The following is a 17427-nucleotide window of genomic DNA, read 5'->3' as shown; positions in this document are numbered from 1 at the left end:
CGGTATAATGTGTACGAAAAAGGAAGTATGTGTTATGTATCAAGTTATTAAAATGTGTGGAGATTTTGAGCCCTGGTGGTTTTTAGATGGTTGGGAAGAAGATATTGTTAGTAAGGTAGCCTTTGACCGTTATGAAGATGCCTTAAAAGCATTTCAGAAGGAATGGGTACGGTTGTCCGAAAAATTCCCTAAAAAGCAGAGTAAAAATGGCACAATGGTAGCCTTTTGGGACGAATCAGACCAGCATTGGTGTGAGGAATGCGATGAATATTTGCAGCGGTATCATTCGCTGATGTTGGTAGAAGCGAGAGAAAATTTACCTGCTGGATTTATCAAGCAGTCTACACAACCCCGCCTACGTCCTTGTAAATTAAAACAAACTAATTGTGTAAATGAATAGAAAATAAAGGACCCAACGGGTCCTTTGTTCACGAGCCAAGAAATTAGAGAGTGAGTAATGGCGCTGAGACCATTTTTCATGAGCTTGAAAACCAGATGGCGAATCAGGACCCCAACAGGTCCTTTTTAGCTGAATCTGATAGAAAAGGCTTCGGCATCAAGTTCTAGCTGTCCACCGATGGTAATGGTAAACAGAGGCTGGGTATGGGCAAAGTCCAAATCATAGAGAACAGGAACTTTTTTGAGAATAGGGTGCTTGTCCAAAATCGCCAGTAAAATCTCCTCGGTCATCTTGGTTTCCTTAGGAAAACGACCCAGGACAAGAGCCTGTGGATTGGGGTAAGCTTGTAGAAGAGCTGTCAAATGACGAGAGATAATGAGATAATCGTCGTCTTCCGCCTCTTCTAAAAAAAGAATATAGTTGTCTGGTCTGGGAGCAAACTCTGTCCCAGTCAGTAGGTTGAGGGTTGAAATGTTTCCGCCGATGGCAATACCAGAGGCCTTGCCTGGATTGTAGATTTTCCACTCTGTTGGGTAAAAGGTGCGAGGGGCGTCTGGTAGGTACCAGGCATCGCTAGACCATTCTGGACTCGGGGTCAGTTCATAGGAATCTTGTGTCACAGCCTTGAGCCAGGCTTCTGTTTGATACTGTTGGGCTTGCACCATTTTAAAGCTTGAATAAGCTGGACCCATGTAGGTTGGCATGCCTGTCTTGGCGTAGATGGCATTGAGCAGGGCAGTCGTATCCGAATAGCCGCAGAACATTTTCGGATGGCAGGCGATTAGGTCAAAATCCAGATAAGGTAGCAGTTCGTTAGAGTTGAAACCGCCAATGGTTGTCAGAATGGCATCGACCGACTCATCCGCAAAGGCTGCTTCCAAGTCCGCAACACGACTGGCAATCGGAGCCGAATCGAAAATATCGTTTTCAAAATAATGTTCTGAGAAAGAGAGTTTGAAGCCCAGTTCTTCCAATTTTTCCTTGGCGGCAAGATTGGCTTCAAAACCACCAATTCTTTCAATAGATGAAGAGGGACTGACTACGCGTATGTGGTCGCCTTTTTTTAATCTTTTCATAAGAACCTCCAAGCTTTTTTATTATTTTAACAAAAAAGTATGGAAAATCAAATTTCCTTGCGAATAGATAGGGTGAGGAGGTTTTATGATTCAAGAAAAAGCAAGAAAGATGATTGAAGAGGCGGTGGCAGATAGGGTCAGTGACATCTATCTGGTTCCTCGAGGTAAGTGTTACCAAGTCTACCATCGCATCATGGATGAACGGGAGTTTGTGCAAGACGTGGCTGAGGAGGAAGTAACAGCCATTATCAGCCATTTCAAGTTTTTAGCAGGTTTAAATGTTGGTGAAAAACGCCGTAGTCAGCAGGGCTCCTGTGACTATGATTATGGGAACGGAGAGATTTCGCTTCGCTTATCAACTGTCGGCGATTATCGTGGCAAGGAAAGTCTGGTCATCCGCCTGCTCTATGACAATGACAAGGAACTCAAGTTCTGGTTTGAGGCGGCTGAGCGGCTTGCAGAAGAAATCAAGGGACGAGGGCTCTACCTTTTTTCGGGTCCAGTCGGCTCTGGTAAGACCACGCTTATGTACCATCTTGCCAGGCTGAAATTCCCAGACAAGCAGATTTTGACCATCGAGGATCCTGTCGAAATCAAACAGGAGGACATGCTGCAACTCCAGCTCAATGAAGCTATCGGAGCCACCTACGACAATCTGATCAAACTGTCCCTCCGCCATCGACCAGACTTGCTCATCATCGGTGAAATTCGGGATGCGGAAACCGCTCGAGCAGTCATTCGAGCCAGCCTGACGGGAGCTACCGTTTTCTCAACAGTTCATGCAAGGTCTATTTCAGGTGTCTATGCCCGTATGTTAGAACTAGGCATCAGCCCTGAGGAATTAAATAATGCCCTTCAAGGCATTGCCTATCAACGTTTGATTGGGGGAGGAGGTGTAGTGGATTTTGCAAAGGGAAATTACCAAAACCATTCCGCAGACCAGTGGAATGCGCAAATTGATCGCCTTTTTGCAGCAGGACATATCAGTCTTCGGCAGGCAGAAACAGAAAAAATTGCCCTTGGTTCGCCAGCGTAAGGTCATTGAGCTTTTCAATAATCTTTTTGCTAGTGGTTTTCATCTGGGGGAGATTGTTGATTTTCTCAAACGTAGTCAGCTTCTGACAGATCCCTACACCCAGGTCTTGTCAGATGGGCTGTTAGCAGGCAAACCTTTTTCAAGTTTGCTAGCAGATTTGCGTTTTTCAGATGCGGTGGTCACACAGGTGGCTCTGGCAGAAGTTCATGGCAATACCAGCCTGAGTTTGAGCCATATCCAGTCCTATCTGGAAAATGTCAGCAAGGTTCGTAAAAAACTGATTGAGGTGGCGACCTATCCGATTATCTTACTAGGTTTTCTGCTCTTGATTATGCTAGGCTTGAAAAACTATCTTCTGCCCCAGTTGGAGGAAGGTAATGCAGCGACCGTGCTAATTAATCATCTACCGACTATCTTTTTATCCCTATCTGGTCTGAGTTTGGTGGTGGTCTTAGCTGGTCTGGTTTGGTTTCGCAAAACCAACAAAATCAAAGTCTTTTCCCGCTTAGCAGCTCTGCCATTTTTCGGAAAACTGATCCAAACCTACCTGACGGCCTATTACGCCAGGGAGTGGGGGAGTTTGATTGGGCAAGGTTTGGACCTGCCGCAGATTGTGGGCTTGATGCAGGAGCAACAGTCGCAGCTCTTTCGGGAGATTGGCCAGGACCTGGAGCGGTCGCTCTCAAATGGTCGTAGTTTTGACGAACACATCAAGACCTACGCCTTTTTTAAGCGGGAGCTGAGTTTGATTGTCGAGTATGGTCAGGTCAAGTCCAAGTTGGGGAGCGAATTGGCAGTTTATGCGGCTGAATGTTGGGAGGATTTTTTCTCTCGGGTCAATAGAGCCATGCAGCTGATTCAACCGCTGGTCTTTCTCTTTGTGGCCTTAATGGTCGTTCTCATCTACGCAGCCATGTTGCTGCCGATTTATCAAAATATGGAGTTGTAAAATGAAAAATTTATTGAAATTGAAAAAGAAAGCTTTCACTTTGGTGGAAATGTTAGTCGTTTTGGGGATCATTAGCCTGCTCTTGCTCCTTTTTGTGCCAAATTTGAGCCAGCAAAAGGATGCTGTCCAGAAGAAAGGGGATGCTGCGGTTGTTAAGGTAGTGGAGAGCCAGATGGAGCTTTATGAACTGGCACATGACAAGGAAGCAACGGTGGCAGACTTGCAACAGGCAGGTTATATTACTGAAAAACAAGCACAATCCTACAATGAATACAAAGCACTTAAAGCAAACCAATAAGGCTTTTACCTTGTTTGAAAGCCTGTTGACCTTGTTTGTTGTCAGTTTTTTAGCTGTTTCCTTATCAGGAACGGTACAAATGGTCTTTCAGTCTGTCCAGGAAGAGATTTTTCTCTGGGAATTTGAGGCTATCTATAAAGACAGTCAGAAGTTGGCAGCCAGTTCCCACCAAAAAGTGAACCTTGCTATCGGTGGACAGGAGGTTACAAATGGTTATCAGGCTGTAGAGGTGCCCAGAAATATAGAAGTGTTGGAAGGGAAGACCATCACACTTGAAGAAAATGGCGGAAATTCGTCTTTGGCCAAGATTCGTTTTCGGCTTAGTCAAAAAATAGTCACGTATCAATTATATATAGGGAGTGGTCGCTATAAGAAAACAGAAGAATAAGGCTTATATTTTGCTAGAAAGTCTGGTTGCCCTTGCGACCCTGGTAACCATTTGCAGCTTGATTTTGTCAGCGGTGAATGCTGGTCGCAGGCGACAGGCTTGGGAATTGGAACAACAGGAGATTCTCAATCTGGCTCAGATGGCCGTGCAGACCGAGCAAGATGACCTAGCCTTAAACGGTGTTACAGTTCAGGTTCAACGAACAGTAGATAAGATGATTGTTTTCCACGAGGGAAAGGAGGTTCTATCGGTTGTTAAAAAGTAAAATTCCTGCTTTTACTCTCTTGGAATGCTTGGTAGCCTTAGCCATCCTATCAGGAAGTCTTATGGTCTTTGAAGGCTTGTCAAAACTGTTGGTCCAAGAAGCGCATTACCAAGGTCAGACCGTTCAAAAGGAATGGCTGGTCTTCTCTAGTCAATTGCGGTCGGAGTGGGACCAGTCGGACTTGGTCAAAGTTGAAAATGGCAAGGTCTATGTCAATAAGGATGGACAAGCATTAGCCTTTGGCAAGTCACGGTCGGATGATTTTCGGAAAACCAATGACAGAGGACAGGGCTACCAGCCCATGCTCTATCAGGTGGATAGCGCAGCCATTTCCCAAGAAAACCAACTGGTGCGCATCGACTTTAGCTTTAAAAACGGAGAGGAGCGGACCTTTATCTATGCTTTTAAAGAAAAAAGTTAAGGCTGGCATCCTGCTCTATGCCCTTTTGATGCTGGCGGTTTTTAGTCTTTTGCTTCAGTTTTATCTCCATCGTCAAGAAGCCGAAAGTCAAATAGCTCAAGTTGCTAAGCAAGAAGCGACAGCCTACATCATGGCTCAGATGGTCTTGGACCAGGTTGGAGAGGAGTTGCGAGAGCGTGAAGTAATTGCCAAGAAGGAGGCCCATCAAACAGACGAAAAGAAGAAAAATGAAACAGTCGCTAGTAGTGGAACGACCAGTAATAAGGAAGAAGGGGAGGTACAAGAAACAACTATCACTAGGACAGAACCAGCTACAAAATCAGTTGATACATCGTCTACTCAAAATGTGGAAAGCAAACCAATAGAAGATAAGGGAACGGTCACTTTTCAAGAGGGTCAGGCTAGTTATCATGTCAAAAATAAGCAAGTAACGATTATCGTAGCATTAGGGAAGGGAGGGAAGTACAGCTATCAATTTCCGGTCAACAAATCATTAGGAGGAGAGTAGTGTAAATTACTCTCCTTTTTGGTGCAAAGTCTGTGAAAATTTGATAAGATAGGAGTATGAATTTTGAGAAGATTGAACAGGCCTACGACCTGCTATTAGAAAATGTACAGACTATTCAAAACCAGCTGGGAACCAATATCTATGATGCCATGATTGAGCAAAATGCAGCTTACGTAGCTGGTCAGCATGAGACGGACTTGATTGTCCGCAACAATCAAACCTTACACGACTTGCACTTGACCAAGGAAGAATGGCGTCGTGCCTTTCAATTCCTACTGATCAAGGCCAATCAGACAGAGCCTATGCAGTACAATCACCAGTTTACACCAGATTCCATAGGTTTTATATTATCATTCTTGGTAGATCAACTAGTATCTACTCCTAAAGTAACAGTCTTGGAGATTGGATCGGGAACAGGGAACTTGGCTCAGACTATCCTAAATGCCAGCCAGAAAGACTTGGACTATCTTGGGATTGAAGTAGATGATCTCTTGATTGATTTGTCAGCCAGCATGGCAGATGTTATGCTGGCAGAGATTTCTTTTGCCCAGGGCGATGCGGTACGTCCGCAGATTTTGAAGGAAAGCAAAATCATTCTTGCGGATTTGCCAATCGGGTACTATCCAGATGACCAGATTGCCAGTCGTTATCAGGTGGCTAGCCAGACAGAACATACCTACGCCCACCATTTACTGATGGAACAGTCCCTCAAATATTTGGAAAAGGATGGCTTTGCTATTTTATTGGCTCCGAATGATTTATTGACCAGTCCGCAGAGTGATTTGTTGAAAGGTTGGTTACAGGAGCAAGCTAATATCGTTGCCATGATTGCCCTGCCACCGAGTCTTTTTGGAAAATCGGCCATGGCCAAGTCAATTTTTGTCTTACAAAAGAAAGCTGCAAGACAATTGGCACCATTTGTCTATCCCTTGCAGAGTTTACAAGAACCAGAAGCGATTCAGAAGTTCATGGTCAATTTCAAAAATTGGAAGCAAGAAAATGCAATTTAAGTAAAAATCTGTTATACTGATTAGGAAAACGCTTTAAAAGGGGAACATTATGTCAAAAACAATTGCAATTAATGCAGGTAGTTCTAGTTTAAAATGGCAACTTTATCAAATGCCAGAAGAAACAGTTTTAGCAGCGGGTATTATCGAGCGTATCGGCTTAAATGATTCTATTTCTACAGTTAAATATGATGGGAAGAAAGATACCGAAGTATTAGACATTCCTAATCATACAGTTGCGGTTAAAATTCTTTTAGAAGATTTGCTCAAACACAATATTATTGCAACTTATGAAGAAATTACAGGTGTTGGACACCGTGTTGTTGCAGGTGGAGAGATTTTCAAAGAATCAGCTGTTATTGGACCAAAAGAGGTTGAGCAAATTGAAGAGTTGAGTGCCTTGGCACCACTTCATAACCCAGCACACGTGGCGGCGATGCGCGCATTTGAAGAAGTATTGCCAGAAGTATTGAATGTAGCTGTTTTTGACACTGCTTTCCATACAACAATGCCAAAACACGCTTATCTCTATCCGATTCCAAAAAAATATTATACAGACTATAAAGTTCGTAAGTATGGTGCTCATGGGACAAGCCACTTCTATGTAGCGCATGAGGCAGCAAAAGTTTTGGGTCGTCCAATTGAAGAATTGAAATTAATTACGGCTCATATTGGAAATGGTGTATCCATCACTGCTAACTATCATGGTAAATCTGTGGATACGTCAATGGGCTTCACACCTCTGGCTGGTCCGATGATGGGAACTCGTTCAGGGGATATTGATCCTGCTATCATTCCTTATCTGATTGCAAATGTTGAAGAGTTGAAAGATGCTGCAGACGTTGTTAACATGTTGAATAAACAGTCAGGCTTGTTTGGTGTATCTGGTCTTTCAAGTGATATGCGCGATATTGAAGCAGGCATCCAATCTCACAATCCAGATGCAGTATTGGCCTACAATATTTTCATTGACCGTATTAAGAAGTTTATCGGTCAGTATCTTGCGGTTTTAAATGGTGCTGACGCCATCATCTTTACAGCAGGAATGGGTGAGAATGCTGCTGCAATGCGAAATGATGTCATTGCAGGTTTGTCTTGGTTTGGTATTGAGTTGGACCCAGCAAAAAATGTATTTGGCAACTATGGTGACATTTCAACGCCAGAATCAAAAGTTCGTGTCTTGGTTATTCCAACGGATGAAGAATTGGTTATTGCGCGTGAAGTTGAACGCTTGAAATAAATAGAAGGAAATTGGCAGTAACCCTGCCAGTTTTTCTTATAGTCAGTAACTGTTAGGAGTAATAGATTTTGGCAATTGGTCAAACTGACCTTGGTATGGTAAAATAGACTAGCAAAGAAATTTGCACAGAGTAGGTGGTTTGCGTTAAGTGTATGTGGATGGGATGTTGCCACATAACGAAGCTGATCTTTACTTGTATCTAATGTCTCCTAGAGTAGAAACATTGGGGCCAGGCTGAGAGTAGTGCGGTAAACCATTGCATCCGCTGTCGAATACACACGACAGCTCCATTTTTTGAAAAAGGAGCATTTTTATGGAAAAGAAAATTCCAAAATTAACGGTGCAGCTGTTGGCTGCTATTGCTGTGACCCTTGCCTTGGTCATGATTGTGGAGAACTATTTCTCTATTCGTCTTTCAGATACCTTGCAGGTCCAGTTTACCTTCATTCCCAATACTATTTTGGGAGCTATTGCCGGTCCTGTTTGGGCTGCTGTATTTGCGGCGATTTCAGACCCAGTCTTTGTCTTGTTTAGTGGACAGAGCATGCTTTTTAGTTTTATATTGATTGAGGCGGTATCGGCTTTTATCTATGGCTGGTTCTTCTATCGAAAACCGCTAGACACCAAGAACAAGGCTGATTGGCTCTATGTTGCAGGGGTTGTTGTCTTGATTCAGGTTGTAATTTCCTTTATCATGACACCGATTGCCCTCCATTTCCATTTTGGAACACCTTGGATTGCCCTGTATAGCAGTCGTTTCATAAAAGCTATTTTTGAAATTCCATTACGCATTGTCGTGACCATGCTTGTCTTGCCAAGTTTACAAAAAATACCTGAATTGGCCAAGTTAATGGGCATTAAATAAAACAGTATCAAGCAACAGGTCATCCCCCTGTTGCTGCTTTTGTAGAGAGGGAATCATGAATTATCAAGAAACTCGCCGGTGGCTATCTAGTCGTCCTGCATCAGATTTAGAAAATGGCGTTGCACGTGTCAGCTGGCTCTTGGAACGCTTGGACAATCCCCAGCTTCAAGTGCCGACTATTCACTTTGTTGGTACAAATGGCAAGGGCTCGACCCTCAACGCCTTACAGTCTATCTTGCAGTCTTCGGGCTACAGAGTTGGTCGCTTTACTTCACCGTCTATCATTGATTTTCGAGAGCAGATTGTCTTTGAGCAAGAGATGATTTCAGAGGAGGATTTTGCGAGGATTGTGACAGACTTGCAACCCTTGATTGAGGACTTGGACCAGACGGCTGGACTGGATGCTATATCGGAGTTTGAAATTGTCGTTGTGGCCATGTTCGTCTATTTCGCCCACTACCAACGCCCCGATATTCTCTTGGTGGAGGCGGGCATGGGCGGTTTGCAGGATGCTACTAACGTTCTTGCTCCCTTGGCGGTGGTTTGTCCCTCCATCGGCTTGGATCATCAGGCTTTTTTGGGAGAGACTCATGCAGCCATAGCCCGTCACAAGGTTGCTGTCTTGCGTGAGCGGGTTCCCCTCCTCTATGCGACCGACCAGCCAGAAGTGGTGGCAGTATTTGAGGATCACGCCAGTCAGCTTCAGAGTCCGACCTATGCGGTAGGGCGGGAGATTCTTTTGGAAAATAGCAGAGCAGGCTTTGCAGTTTCAAGCCCTCTCGGCCGAGTTGAGGATTTGAGGCTACAGATGCAGGGCCGTCACCAGGAGGTCAACGCAGCCTTGGCAGTGACAACAGCTCAGCTCATCAGCCCTGCTTTTCCAAAGATTACCAATGAAACCATCAGCCAGGGCTTGTCCCAAGCCATCTGGCCGGGCCGCTTAGAGTTGATTAGACCTAATCTCATGATTGACGGTGCCCACAATAATGAAAGTATCGCTGTCCTGACCCAGCTCTTGGAAGAAAAGTATGTTGACAGAGATATTGAAATTCTCTTTGCAGCCATCAATACCAAGCCTGTGGACCAGATGTTGTCCCAGCTTAGCCAATTTGGACCTGTTAGCGTTACGACTTTTGACGATTTCAGAGCGGTACAGTTAGAAGATTATCCGTCAGGTTATGAACGAGTTCAGACCTATCAAGAGTGGTTGGAGCGGGCGGATTTGGACAATCCCAAAAAACTCTACCTGATTACAGGCTCGCTATATTTCATTACCTATGTGAGGAAGTACATTTTAGAAGAACTTGTATAGAAAAAAGGCTTTGCCGGGCATTCAACCCAGCAAAGTCTTTTGTTTTAATAGTTTTTAATCAAATCAACCGTTGAGCGGTCTAGTTTTTTAACAATAGCCTGCAAGAAGGCTTGGGCCTCTAAGAAGTCATCCATGCTGTAGAGAGTTTGATGTGAATGGATGTAGCGAGCGCAGACACCGATTGTCGTTGATGGCACACCATGGTTTTTCAAGTGGGCTGCACCGGCATCTGTTCCACCTTTACCACAGTAGTATTGGAATTTGACACCTGCTTCTTCGGCAGTTGTGAGGAGGAAGTCTTTCATGTTTTTTAACATGATATGACCTGGGTCATAGAAACGAAGTAGGGTACCATCCCCGATTTTTCCTTGGTCGCCGTAAATATCTCCAGCTGGCGAGCAATCAACAGCGAGGAAAATGTCTGGATTGAACTTGGTTGTAGAGGCATGAGCGCCACGTAGACCAACCTCTTCTTGCACATTGGCCCCAGCAATCAACTGATTTGGCAATGCTTGACCGGATAGGTTTTCCAGTAATTCAGTTACCATAAGGACGCCGAAGCGGTTATCCCAAGCCTTAGAAATAATATTTTTTCCGTTGGCTGTTAGAATTGTTTCATTTTTGGGAACGAGGACATCCCCCGGACGAACGCCGAACGCCCAAGCTTCGTCATAATTGGCAAAACCAGCATCGAAAATAATATCAGCAATGGCAGGCATGCCAGGAGCGTTAGCCCCCCGTGAAAGGTGAGGTGGTACTGAACCTGAGATGGCTGGAATGGTACGGCCGTCCTGCAACTGAAGAGTGAAGGCTTGGCTAGAAACAACCAGAGGATTCCAGCCACCTAGCTCGACAACACGGAAAGTACCGTCTGGCTTGATTTGGCTAATCATAAAGCCAACCTCATCCATATGGGCAGCTACTAGGATACGAGGAGAATTTTCAACAGCCGTATCCTTGAAGCCAAAAATTCCACCTAGCCCATCTGTTTCAATGCGGTCTACATGTGGCGTAATTTTCTGGCGGATGTGGTTGCGAACCTGTCCTTCAAATCCCGGTAAGCTTTGCAATTCTGTAACTTCTTTAATTTTTTCAAAAAGAGTCATTCTTCTTCCTCCATGACATGATTACTACTATTTTATCACGAACAGTTAGACTTGTCCTACTATTATGTCAAAAGGATATTCTCAACTGTCACAAGTCCAATGGCATTTTTGGGAAAAATCCGGGGAAATATGATAAAATAGTCAACATGAAAAAGAAAAAGACAGCCTTGCTAGCAGGATTATTGGGGGCAGGTGTGCTCACCGCTAGTGCTCAATTTTACCGTAAAATCCAAGAAGACCGTAAAAAAGCACAGGCCTTGCAGGAGGTGCGTGACTTTTTCGCTGATTTAGGAGAGATTGCCACGGTCTATGTGGATGAAATAGCTTCTACTCAGACAACTCTTATCGGAGGGGTTGTGATGGAGGCAGGACAGGTATTTCTATTTGAAAATGCCCAAGGTTCTATTCAATACAGGGAGGAAGAAAGATGATTTTTCCAACAAATCTTGAAGAAGTGGCTGCCTTGATTGAAGATGGCAAGCCAACCGTTTTTCTATTTGTGACGACTTGGTGTGGAGATTGCCACTATATCAAACCGCATTTGCCAGCTATCGAAGAGGCTTTTCCAGATTTCCGTTTTGTGCAACTGGATCGAGATGATTTTATGCCTTTAGCACAAGAATGGGCTATTTTAGGCATTCCAAGTCTGGTTGTTTTGGAAAATGGTCAGGAAATCGGTCGCTTTGTCGATAAGAATCGCAAGACCAAGGAAGAAATCATGAACTTCTTAGCTGGATTGGGTAGGTAAATCTAGGCTGGGCAAAAAGTCCAGCGCCATTTCTCAGGGTTTGTGTCAACATCTCAGCGCAGTGGTTGATTGGCAGATTTGTTCGTGTTTTACACTCCAAATCTGACCTAATCAACTGTGCGGGGGTGGGAAAACGAACTCTTCTATGGATGGTCGAGTTCTTTCCCACTCCCATTTCCCAAAAGAAAGGAATACAACATGAAGAAATCACTTGGAAAAATTCTGCTAGCACCCGTGGTGCTGGGATTGAGTTTGAGTCTCGCTCCCTTGGTGCAGGCTGAGATTCAAACAGATGTCATCAATGAAAAATGGGGCAAGCCAACACTGGTCTACGGTGGCGGTTTGTCAGATGCACAGGCGACAGAGGTTAACAATCTATTTGGTATTTCGGATATCAATAATGTCAGTCGTCAGGTGGTTGTTGGCGCGGATATGGACCAATATTTAGGTACATCTGGAGCGGATACAGCCTCCCTCTATTCATCTGTCTTGGTGCAAAAGCAGGATGCAGGAAAAGGGGTTGTGGTGGATATTAAGACGCCACAGAATATCACCTTGATTACAAAGACCCAGTATGCCAATGCGGCCATTACTGCCGGTGCAACAGACGTCTTGATTGACGTTGCAGCACCCATTCAGGTGACGGGAGAGTCCGCTCTGACAGGTGTTTACAAGGCTCTCGCAGCTAATGGTGAAACAGTTGATCCGGCTCGGACAGAAGTGGCCCAACAAGAACTAACTACTGTTAATGAAGTAGCGACAGCTCATGCTGGTGATGAACAATTTGACAGCTCTGCTTTGGATAAGGCAGTAGCAGAAATCAAGACAACTCTTGCGGATTACAAGCAATCCAATGGCCAGGTGGCTTCAGAGGCTGACATCAATACCATCATCAATGATGTTTTGGCCCAAAACGGTTTGGAAAATGTCATCACAGCAGATGAAATTTCTAAGCTAGTCACATTTGCCAAAGCTTATCAGGAAACCTCTGCTATTGATTCGGCTGAGGTAGCTGCCCAGCTCAACCAGTTCAAGCAACAGGCGGAGCAACAAATTTCAGAAGCCTATAAGAATCTACAAGATTCAGGGATTTTAGAAAAAATCGGTGCCTTCTTTGAAAATCTTTGGAAAGGCTTGACCGGTCTATTTGCATAAAGGAGAAATGAAAAAGAAATGATTTTTACATATAATAAGGAACAGGTCGGCGATGTTCTTATGGTGATTGTTGCGGAGGACAAGGGACATGCTGTCCAGTTTGAACGCAAGGGCAAGGTGGCCCGTGTTTTTCTAGAAGAGACAGGAAAGACAGTGGCATGGAATATCTTTGAAGTGTCTAGCTTGATTGAACTTACTGGAAATGGTCAGGTTTTCATGACAGACGAGCAAGTTGCAACCTTGAATGCTGAATTGGCTAAGGAAGGTTTTACTGAAAGCTTGGTTAACGACAATGCTCCAAAGTTCGTAGTCGGTCAGATTGTGGAACTTGTTCCTCATCCAGACAGCGACCACCTCAATATTTGCCAGGTCAATGTCGGTGACAAAACGGTGCAAATCGTAGCTGGAGCACCAAATGCTGCCCAAGGATTGAAAACCATTGTGGCTCTTCCGGGGGCAATGATGCCGAGCGGTAGCCTGATTTTCCCAGGGAAACTACGTGGAGAAGATAGCTTTGGTATGATGTGCAGTCCGCGTGAATTGGCTCTGCCAAACGCACCGCAAGTCCGTGGTATTATCGAATTAGACGACTCCGCAGTGGTCGGAGATGCCTTTGATCCAGCTAAACACTGGAAGGGATAGAAAAAGAAGAATTGGTCAGGTGGCCAATTCTTTTATGCTGGTTCAATTTTTCCTACAATAGCCTGTTCGATTTCTTCGGTCGATGCTTGATGTGACCTAAGTTGGAAGTAGAGACTGGATAGGAAATGCTGGAGATTGAGCCACCGGAAGTAGTCTACTGGTTCTTGATTTTGAAAGTCCAGCCTGCTAATCCATTCCGTCAACTCTTGGCTGGTTACTTTTTCATTCAGCAGGAGGTAGACAGGGATTTGTGCCAGACGGATTTCCTCGCCAGCTGAGAAAACTTTACTTTGTTTAGTTAGACAAGTGACAATAGTTTGCCAGACTTCTTTGCTTTTTTCAGCGGGAAATTGATCATGACAGCTTGTGGCCAGAAGAAAATCTGCTCCGTGGGCAGCTGTGTGGATCCAGCCCAGTTTTTCATCATAACCAGACCAGTCATTTTTCAATCGCCAAATAATCCAAGGCCTGCTGGAAGAGTAGCTCACGGTCGTTAGCGCTTAAAAATGCATGATAAATAGACTCTGGCTCATTATCGACAGACAGCAACAGACAGTAGAGCAAGCAAGTAAAACTTCGCTTTAGTGTGGAGCCTTCTAGGGAAAATGGCTTGGTTTCTTGAGAGAATTGCAGTAGCGACTGTGCTTGTTCTCTTGTAATCAAGCCCTTCAAAAAGATATGGCAAAAACTAGCATAGACCAGTTCGTCGCGTATAGCAGGATCAGGATGACTGATGTTTTCCAGCAACCAAGCCAGTTCGGCATTGGTATATGGTTGGGAGGTCTGTATCTTTTCCATCAAAAATTCTTTCATAATTTTCGTTCCTTTTCTAATCCTTCTACGAATAAATAAGTAGGAGGATATAAAATGTATAATAAAGTTATTTTAATCGGTCGCTTGACGGCCCAACCCGAACTCACTCAAACACCTAACGGGAAAAATCTGACCCGTGTCACTATCGCAGTCAACCGCCGTTTTAAGACGGAAAACGGTGAGCGTGAAGCAGATTTTCTTAATGTTATTTTCTGGGGCAAACTGGCGGAGACACTTGTCTCCTATGGTAGCAAGGGTAGTCTGATTTCTATTGACGGTGAGTTGCGAATGCGAAAATATGAAAAAGACGGCAGCAACCACTATGTGACAGAGATTCTAGGCCAATCATTCCAATTGCTTGAAAGTCGTGCTCAACGTGCTATGCGTGAAAATAATGCTGGCGATGATCTAGCTGACTTGGTTTTGGAAGAGGAGGAATTACCGTTTTAAAGCAATATCGGTCCCAAGACCGATGGAGAATATTGAAAAGTAGGTTATACTATATTCAATCCTAAATATTTTTCATATCTCCTTAAAACACCGACGAAAGTTGGTGTTTTTTGCTACTTATTTTCTATATTTCCACCATTCTACTAGCATAACAATCAGTGACAATAGGATGACAACATAAAAGAAAAAGATGATGTAATGAGGGTGGGAAAAGAGAAGTAACCAGACTAGCCAGAGTAGATAGGCGAAAATGATTTTGCCCCAAAAGCCTAATTTACGTTTTAAAAACCATTCTGCAAAACTTTCGTAGGCTGAAAATCGACTTTCGAGGTAATCTGTTTTTAAATCTCTAAAAAATTTCATGAATACCCCTTAACTTTTTAATAATAGTATAGCATAGTTTTTACTATAATTAACAGTTTTTTATTTCCTCAGTCTTGCGACGGATTTTAGGAAAATTAAAATAGAATTCTCTTGACTATTTTTGACCAAGTGATACAATAGGAAATGTGAATTAGCACTCATAGGTATAGAGTGCTAAAAAGACCAGGAGGTAATACCATGTTGAAACCATTGGGCGATCGTATCGTCGTGAAAATTAAAGAAAAAGAACAAACAGTTGGTGGCTTTGTCCTAGCAGGTGCAAGCCAAGAAAAGACAAAAGAAGCAAGTGTCCTAGCGATCGGACAAGGGATTCGAACCTTGAATGGTGACTTGGTTGCCCCAGCGGTGGCAGTTGGAGATTCTGTTTTGATTGATGCTCACGCAGGATTGGAAGTTAAAGACGGAGACCAAACCGTTCACATCATCCGTGAAGCAGACATTTTGGCAATTGTAGAATAAGAGGTAGGAAAATGGCAAAAGAAATTAAATTTGCAGCAGATGCACGTGAAAGCATGGTCCGTGGTGTTGATATTTTGGCTGATACAGTCAAAGTAACCTTGGGTCCAAAAGGTCGCAATGTTGTCTTGGAAAAAGCTTATGGCTCACCACTCATTACAAATGATGGTGTAACCATTGCTAAAGAAATTGAGTTGGAAGACCATTTTGAAAATATGGGTGCCAAGTTGGTATCTGAAGTGGCATCAAAAACCAATGACATCGCCGGTGACGGTACAACAACTGCAACTGTATTGACCCAAGCTATTGTTCGTGAAGGCTTGAAAAACGTAACTGCAGGTGCCAACCCAATCGGAATTCGTCGTGGTATTGAAGCCGCGGTTGCGACGGCGGTTGAAGCCTTGAAAGCACAAGCAAGTCCTGTATCCAATAAAGCTGAAATTGCTCAAGTCGCAGCCGTGTCTTCGCGCTCTGAAAAAGTTGGTGAGTACATTTCTGAGGCTATGGAGCGCGTGGGAACAGACGGCGTTATCACTATCGAAGAATCTCGCGGTATGGAAACTGAGCTGGATGTGGTAGAAGGCATGCAATTTGACCGTGGTTATCTGTCACAATACATGGTAACAGATAATGAAAAGATGGTGGCAGAACTTGAAAATCCATTCATCTTGATTACCGATAAGAAAATTTCTCATATCCAAGACATTTTACCACTCTTGGAAAGCATTCTTCAGACCAACCGTCCGCTTTTGATTATTGCTGACGATGTGGATGGTGAAGCACTTCCTACCCTTGTTCTCAACAAGATTCGTGGTACGTTCAACGTTGTTGCTGTTAAGGCGCCAGGATTTGGTGACCGTCGTAAAGCCATGTTGGAAGATATCGCGATCTTGACAGGTGGTACAGTCATTACAGAAGACCTTGGTTTGGACTTGAAAGATGCGACCATTGAAGCCCTTGGTCAGGCTGCCAAGGTGGTGGTCGACAAGGATGGTACAACCATTGTTGAAGGTGCTGGAAATCCAGAAGCGATTGCCAACCGTGTATCAGTGATTAAGTCACAGATTGAAGTGACGACTTCAGAGTTTGACCGTGAAAAATTACAAGAGCGTTTGGCAAAATTGTCTGGTGGTGTCGCAGTTATCAAAGTCGGTGCCGCTACTGAGACTGAGTTGAAAGAAATGAAACTCCGTATCGAAGATGCCCTCAACGCAACACGTGCCGCAGTTGAAGAAGGGATCGTTGCCGGTGGTGGTACAGCCCTTGTCAATGTAATCGATAGCGTAGCGAAATTGGAGTTGACAGGCGATGATGAAACAGGACGGAATATTGTCCTTCGTGCCTTGGAAGAGCCAGTACGTCAGATTGCCTATAACGCAGGCTATGAAGGTTCAGTTATCATTGATAAATTGAAGAATTCTGAGCTTGGAACAGGCTTTAATGCTGCAACAGGTGAGTGGGTGAATATGATTGAGGCTGGAATTATTGACCCTGTTAAGGTGACTCGTTCGGCCCTTCAAAACGCAGCTTCTGTAGCCAGCTTGATATTGACAACGGAAGCAGTTGTTGCCAACAAACCAGAACCAGCTGCTCCAGCTATGCCACAAGGTATGGATGGAATGGGTATGGGCTATTAGAAAACATAGGAATGACACAGCTGAAAGGCTGTGTTTTTTCGGTAAATTCTCAAAGTAAGTTCTAGTTCCCGTCCTTCCAGAAGTTACTTTGAGAAAACTGCATAACATCAACAGAATTTAGTCTCAGACTAAGTTCTTTTTTTGGGCTCTTTGTCAACTGTAGTGGGTAGATGAAAAGCTAACACCTAGAGAGGACGAAGTTCGTTCTCTCTTTCTTTATGTTCAAAGCAATCAAAATACGTTTTTTAAAATTTTCAAAGTTCCTGAAACC

At 44.0% G+C, this 17427-nt stretch carries 24 protein-coding genes and 1 riboswitch; of the genes, 19 read left to right on the top strand and 5 right to left on the bottom strand.

From position 1 onward, the window contains the following. The first annotated feature begins 34 nt into the window (after nucleotides 1-34). A complete protein-coding gene (locus NF418_RS08630) occupies nucleotides 35-400 on the top strand; it encodes a DUF1033 family protein (protein ID WP_105107914.1) in 366 nt (121 codons plus the stop codon). 125 nt (nucleotides 401-525) lie between these two features. Here the strand turns inward: NF418_RS08630 and NF418_RS08625 are convergent, their stop codons facing one another. Continuing rightward, nucleotides 526-1476: a S66 family peptidase gene (locus tag NF418_RS08625; protein ID WP_105107915.1), complete on the bottom strand. Its 951-nt coding sequence runs from the start codon at nucleotides 1474-1476 to the stop codon at nucleotides 526-528. 85 nt (nucleotides 1477-1561) lie between these two features. On the opposite strand from NF418_RS08625, the gene comGA reads away from it, so the two are divergent. From comGA to NF418_RS08570, 11 genes are all read left to right on the top strand, one after another. Next, on the top strand, nucleotides 1562-2512 hold the full coding sequence (gene comGA, locus NF418_RS08620) for a competence type IV pilus ATPase ComGA (protein WP_105107916.1): 951 nt from the start codon (nucleotides 1562-1564) through the stop codon (nucleotides 2510-2512). Next, nucleotides 2424-3461 (top strand): competence type IV pilus assembly protein ComGB, encoded by a 1038-nt coding sequence (gene comGB, locus NF418_RS08615; protein ID WP_256779266.1) that lies wholly within the window; start codon nucleotides 2424-2426, stop codon nucleotides 3459-3461. Before comGA ends, comGB begins: the two co-directional genes overlap by 89 nt. Nucleotide 3462: 1 nt before the next feature. Continuing rightward, entirely contained in the window at nucleotides 3463-3759 is a 297-nt protein-coding gene (gene comGC, locus NF418_RS08610; protein WP_256779252.1) for a competence type IV pilus major pilin ComGC, read from the top strand. Then, entirely contained in the window at nucleotides 3728-4147 is a 420-nt protein-coding gene (comGD, locus tag NF418_RS08605; protein ID WP_256779250.1) for a competence type IV pilus minor pilin ComGD, read from the top strand. Before comGC ends, comGD begins: the two co-directional genes overlap by 32 nt. After that, complete coding sequence (gene comGE / locus NF418_RS08600; protein ID WP_256779248.1) at nucleotides 4119-4412, top strand: competence type IV pilus minor pilin ComGE; 294 nt, start codon at nucleotides 4119-4121, stop codon at nucleotides 4410-4412. The genes comGD and comGE overlap by 29 nt, the downstream gene beginning before the upstream one ends. Continuing rightward, nucleotides 4399-4833: a competence type IV pilus minor pilin ComGF gene (gene comGF / locus NF418_RS08595; RefSeq protein WP_256779247.1), complete on the top strand. Its 435-nt coding sequence runs from the start codon at nucleotides 4399-4401 to the stop codon at nucleotides 4831-4833. The genes comGE and comGF overlap by 14 nt, the downstream gene beginning before the upstream one ends. Next, nucleotides 4811-5341, top strand: a complete 531-nt coding sequence (comGG, locus tag NF418_RS08590; RefSeq protein ID WP_256779244.1) for a competence type IV pilus minor pilin ComGG — start codon at nucleotides 4811-4813, stop codon at nucleotides 5339-5341. Before comGF ends, comGG begins: the two co-directional genes overlap by 23 nt. A gap of 56 nt (nucleotides 5342-5397) precedes the next feature. Beyond that, nucleotides 5398-6351: a class I SAM-dependent methyltransferase gene (locus tag NF418_RS08585; protein ID WP_256779243.1), complete on the top strand. Its 954-nt coding sequence runs from the start codon at nucleotides 5398-5400 to the stop codon at nucleotides 6349-6351. A gap of 49 nt (nucleotides 6352-6400) precedes the next feature. Next, entirely contained in the window at nucleotides 6401-7588 is a 1188-nt protein-coding gene (locus NF418_RS08580; RefSeq protein WP_256779242.1) for an acetate kinase, read from the top strand. 124 nt (nucleotides 7589-7712) lie between these two features. Further along, a riboswitch (THF riboswitch) is annotated at nucleotides 7713-7858 on the top strand. A 43-nt stretch (nucleotides 7859-7901) separates the two neighbouring features. Then, the gene (locus NF418_RS08575; RefSeq protein WP_256779240.1) at nucleotides 7902-8453 is read left to right on the top strand and encodes a folate family ECF transporter S component; all 552 of its coding nucleotides are present in this window, start codon (nucleotides 7902-7904) and stop codon (nucleotides 8451-8453) included. A 55-nt stretch (nucleotides 8454-8508) separates the two neighbouring features. After that, complete coding sequence (locus tag NF418_RS08570; protein WP_256779238.1) at nucleotides 8509-9765, top strand: bifunctional folylpolyglutamate synthase/dihydrofolate synthase; 1257 nt, start codon at nucleotides 8509-8511, stop codon at nucleotides 9763-9765. Between the two features lie 44 nt (nucleotides 9766-9809). Here NF418_RS08570 and pepA read toward each other — a convergent pair whose 3' ends face one another. Further along, nucleotides 9810-10871, bottom strand: coding sequence for a glutamyl aminopeptidase (gene pepA / locus NF418_RS08565; protein WP_256779236.1), 1062 nt, complete (start codon nucleotides 10869-10871; stop codon nucleotides 9810-9812). Between the two features lie 146 nt (nucleotides 10872-11017). Here pepA and NF418_RS08560 point away from each other — a divergent pair, with 146 nt between their 5' ends. From NF418_RS08560 to ytpR, 4 genes are all read left to right on the top strand, one after another. Then, a complete protein-coding gene (locus tag NF418_RS08560) occupies nucleotides 11018-11302 on the top strand; it encodes a DUF4651 domain-containing protein (RefSeq protein ID WP_256779235.1) in 285 nt (94 codons plus the stop codon). Beyond that, a complete protein-coding gene (locus tag NF418_RS08555; protein WP_099832319.1) occupies nucleotides 11299-11619 on the top strand; it encodes a thioredoxin family protein in 321 nt (106 codons plus the stop codon). The genes NF418_RS08560 and NF418_RS08555 overlap by 4 nt, the downstream gene beginning before the upstream one ends. A 198-nt stretch (nucleotides 11620-11817) precedes the next feature. Then, nucleotides 11818-12774, top strand: a complete 957-nt coding sequence (locus NF418_RS08550) for a DUF1002 domain-containing protein (RefSeq protein WP_256779234.1) — start codon at nucleotides 11818-11820, stop codon at nucleotides 12772-12774. 18 nt (nucleotides 12775-12792) lie between these two features. After that, nucleotides 12793-13416, top strand: coding sequence for a YtpR family tRNA-binding protein (ytpR, locus tag NF418_RS08545; RefSeq protein ID WP_256779233.1), 624 nt, complete (start codon nucleotides 12793-12795; stop codon nucleotides 13414-13416). Between the two features lie 32 nt (nucleotides 13417-13448). Here ytpR and NF418_RS08540 read toward each other — a convergent pair whose 3' ends face one another. Both NF418_RS08540 and NF418_RS08535 read right to left on the bottom strand, forming a co-directional pair. After that, on the bottom strand, nucleotides 13449-13865 hold the full coding sequence (locus NF418_RS08540) for a DUF2785 domain-containing protein (RefSeq protein ID WP_256779232.1): 417 nt from the start codon (nucleotides 13863-13865) through the stop codon (nucleotides 13449-13451). Further along, the gene (locus tag NF418_RS08535; RefSeq protein ID WP_256779231.1) at nucleotides 13855-14229 is read right to left on the bottom strand and encodes a hypothetical protein; all 375 of its coding nucleotides are present in this window, start codon (nucleotides 14227-14229) and stop codon (nucleotides 13855-13857) included. Before NF418_RS08535 ends, NF418_RS08540 begins: the two co-directional genes overlap by 11 nt. A 54-nt stretch (nucleotides 14230-14283) precedes the next feature. Between NF418_RS08535 and NF418_RS08530 the strand changes: the two genes are divergently transcribed. Continuing rightward, complete coding sequence (locus NF418_RS08530) at nucleotides 14284-14679, top strand: single-stranded DNA-binding protein (RefSeq protein ID WP_256779230.1); 396 nt, start codon at nucleotides 14284-14286, stop codon at nucleotides 14677-14679. A gap of 117 nt (nucleotides 14680-14796) precedes the next feature. On the opposite strand, the gene NF418_RS08525 is transcribed toward NF418_RS08530, so the two are convergent. After that, a complete protein-coding gene (locus NF418_RS08525; RefSeq protein WP_256779229.1) occupies nucleotides 14797-15042 on the bottom strand; it encodes a hypothetical protein in 246 nt (81 codons plus the stop codon). Nucleotides 15043-15240: 198 nt separating this feature from the next. Here NF418_RS08525 and groES point away from each other — a divergent pair, with 198 nt between their 5' ends. Together groES and groL are read left to right on the top strand one after the other, a co-directional pair. Further along, nucleotides 15241-15522 (top strand): co-chaperone GroES, encoded by a 282-nt coding sequence (gene groES, locus NF418_RS08520; protein ID WP_256779228.1) that lies wholly within the window; start codon nucleotides 15241-15243, stop codon nucleotides 15520-15522. An 11-nt stretch (nucleotides 15523-15533) separates the two neighbouring features. Beyond that, complete coding sequence (groL, locus tag NF418_RS08515) at nucleotides 15534-17156, top strand: chaperonin GroEL (RefSeq protein ID WP_256779227.1); 1623 nt, start codon at nucleotides 15534-15536, stop codon at nucleotides 17154-17156. Nucleotides 17157-17427: the final 271 nt, after the last annotated feature.

Origin of the sequence: Streptococcus suis (genome assembly GCF_024509555.1) — a bacterium.
In the GTDB taxonomy this organism is placed as follows: Bacteria; Bacillota; Bacilli; order Lactobacillales; family Streptococcaceae; genus Streptococcus; species Streptococcus suis_AD.
This window is presented reverse-complemented; position numbering and strand designations above follow the sequence as displayed.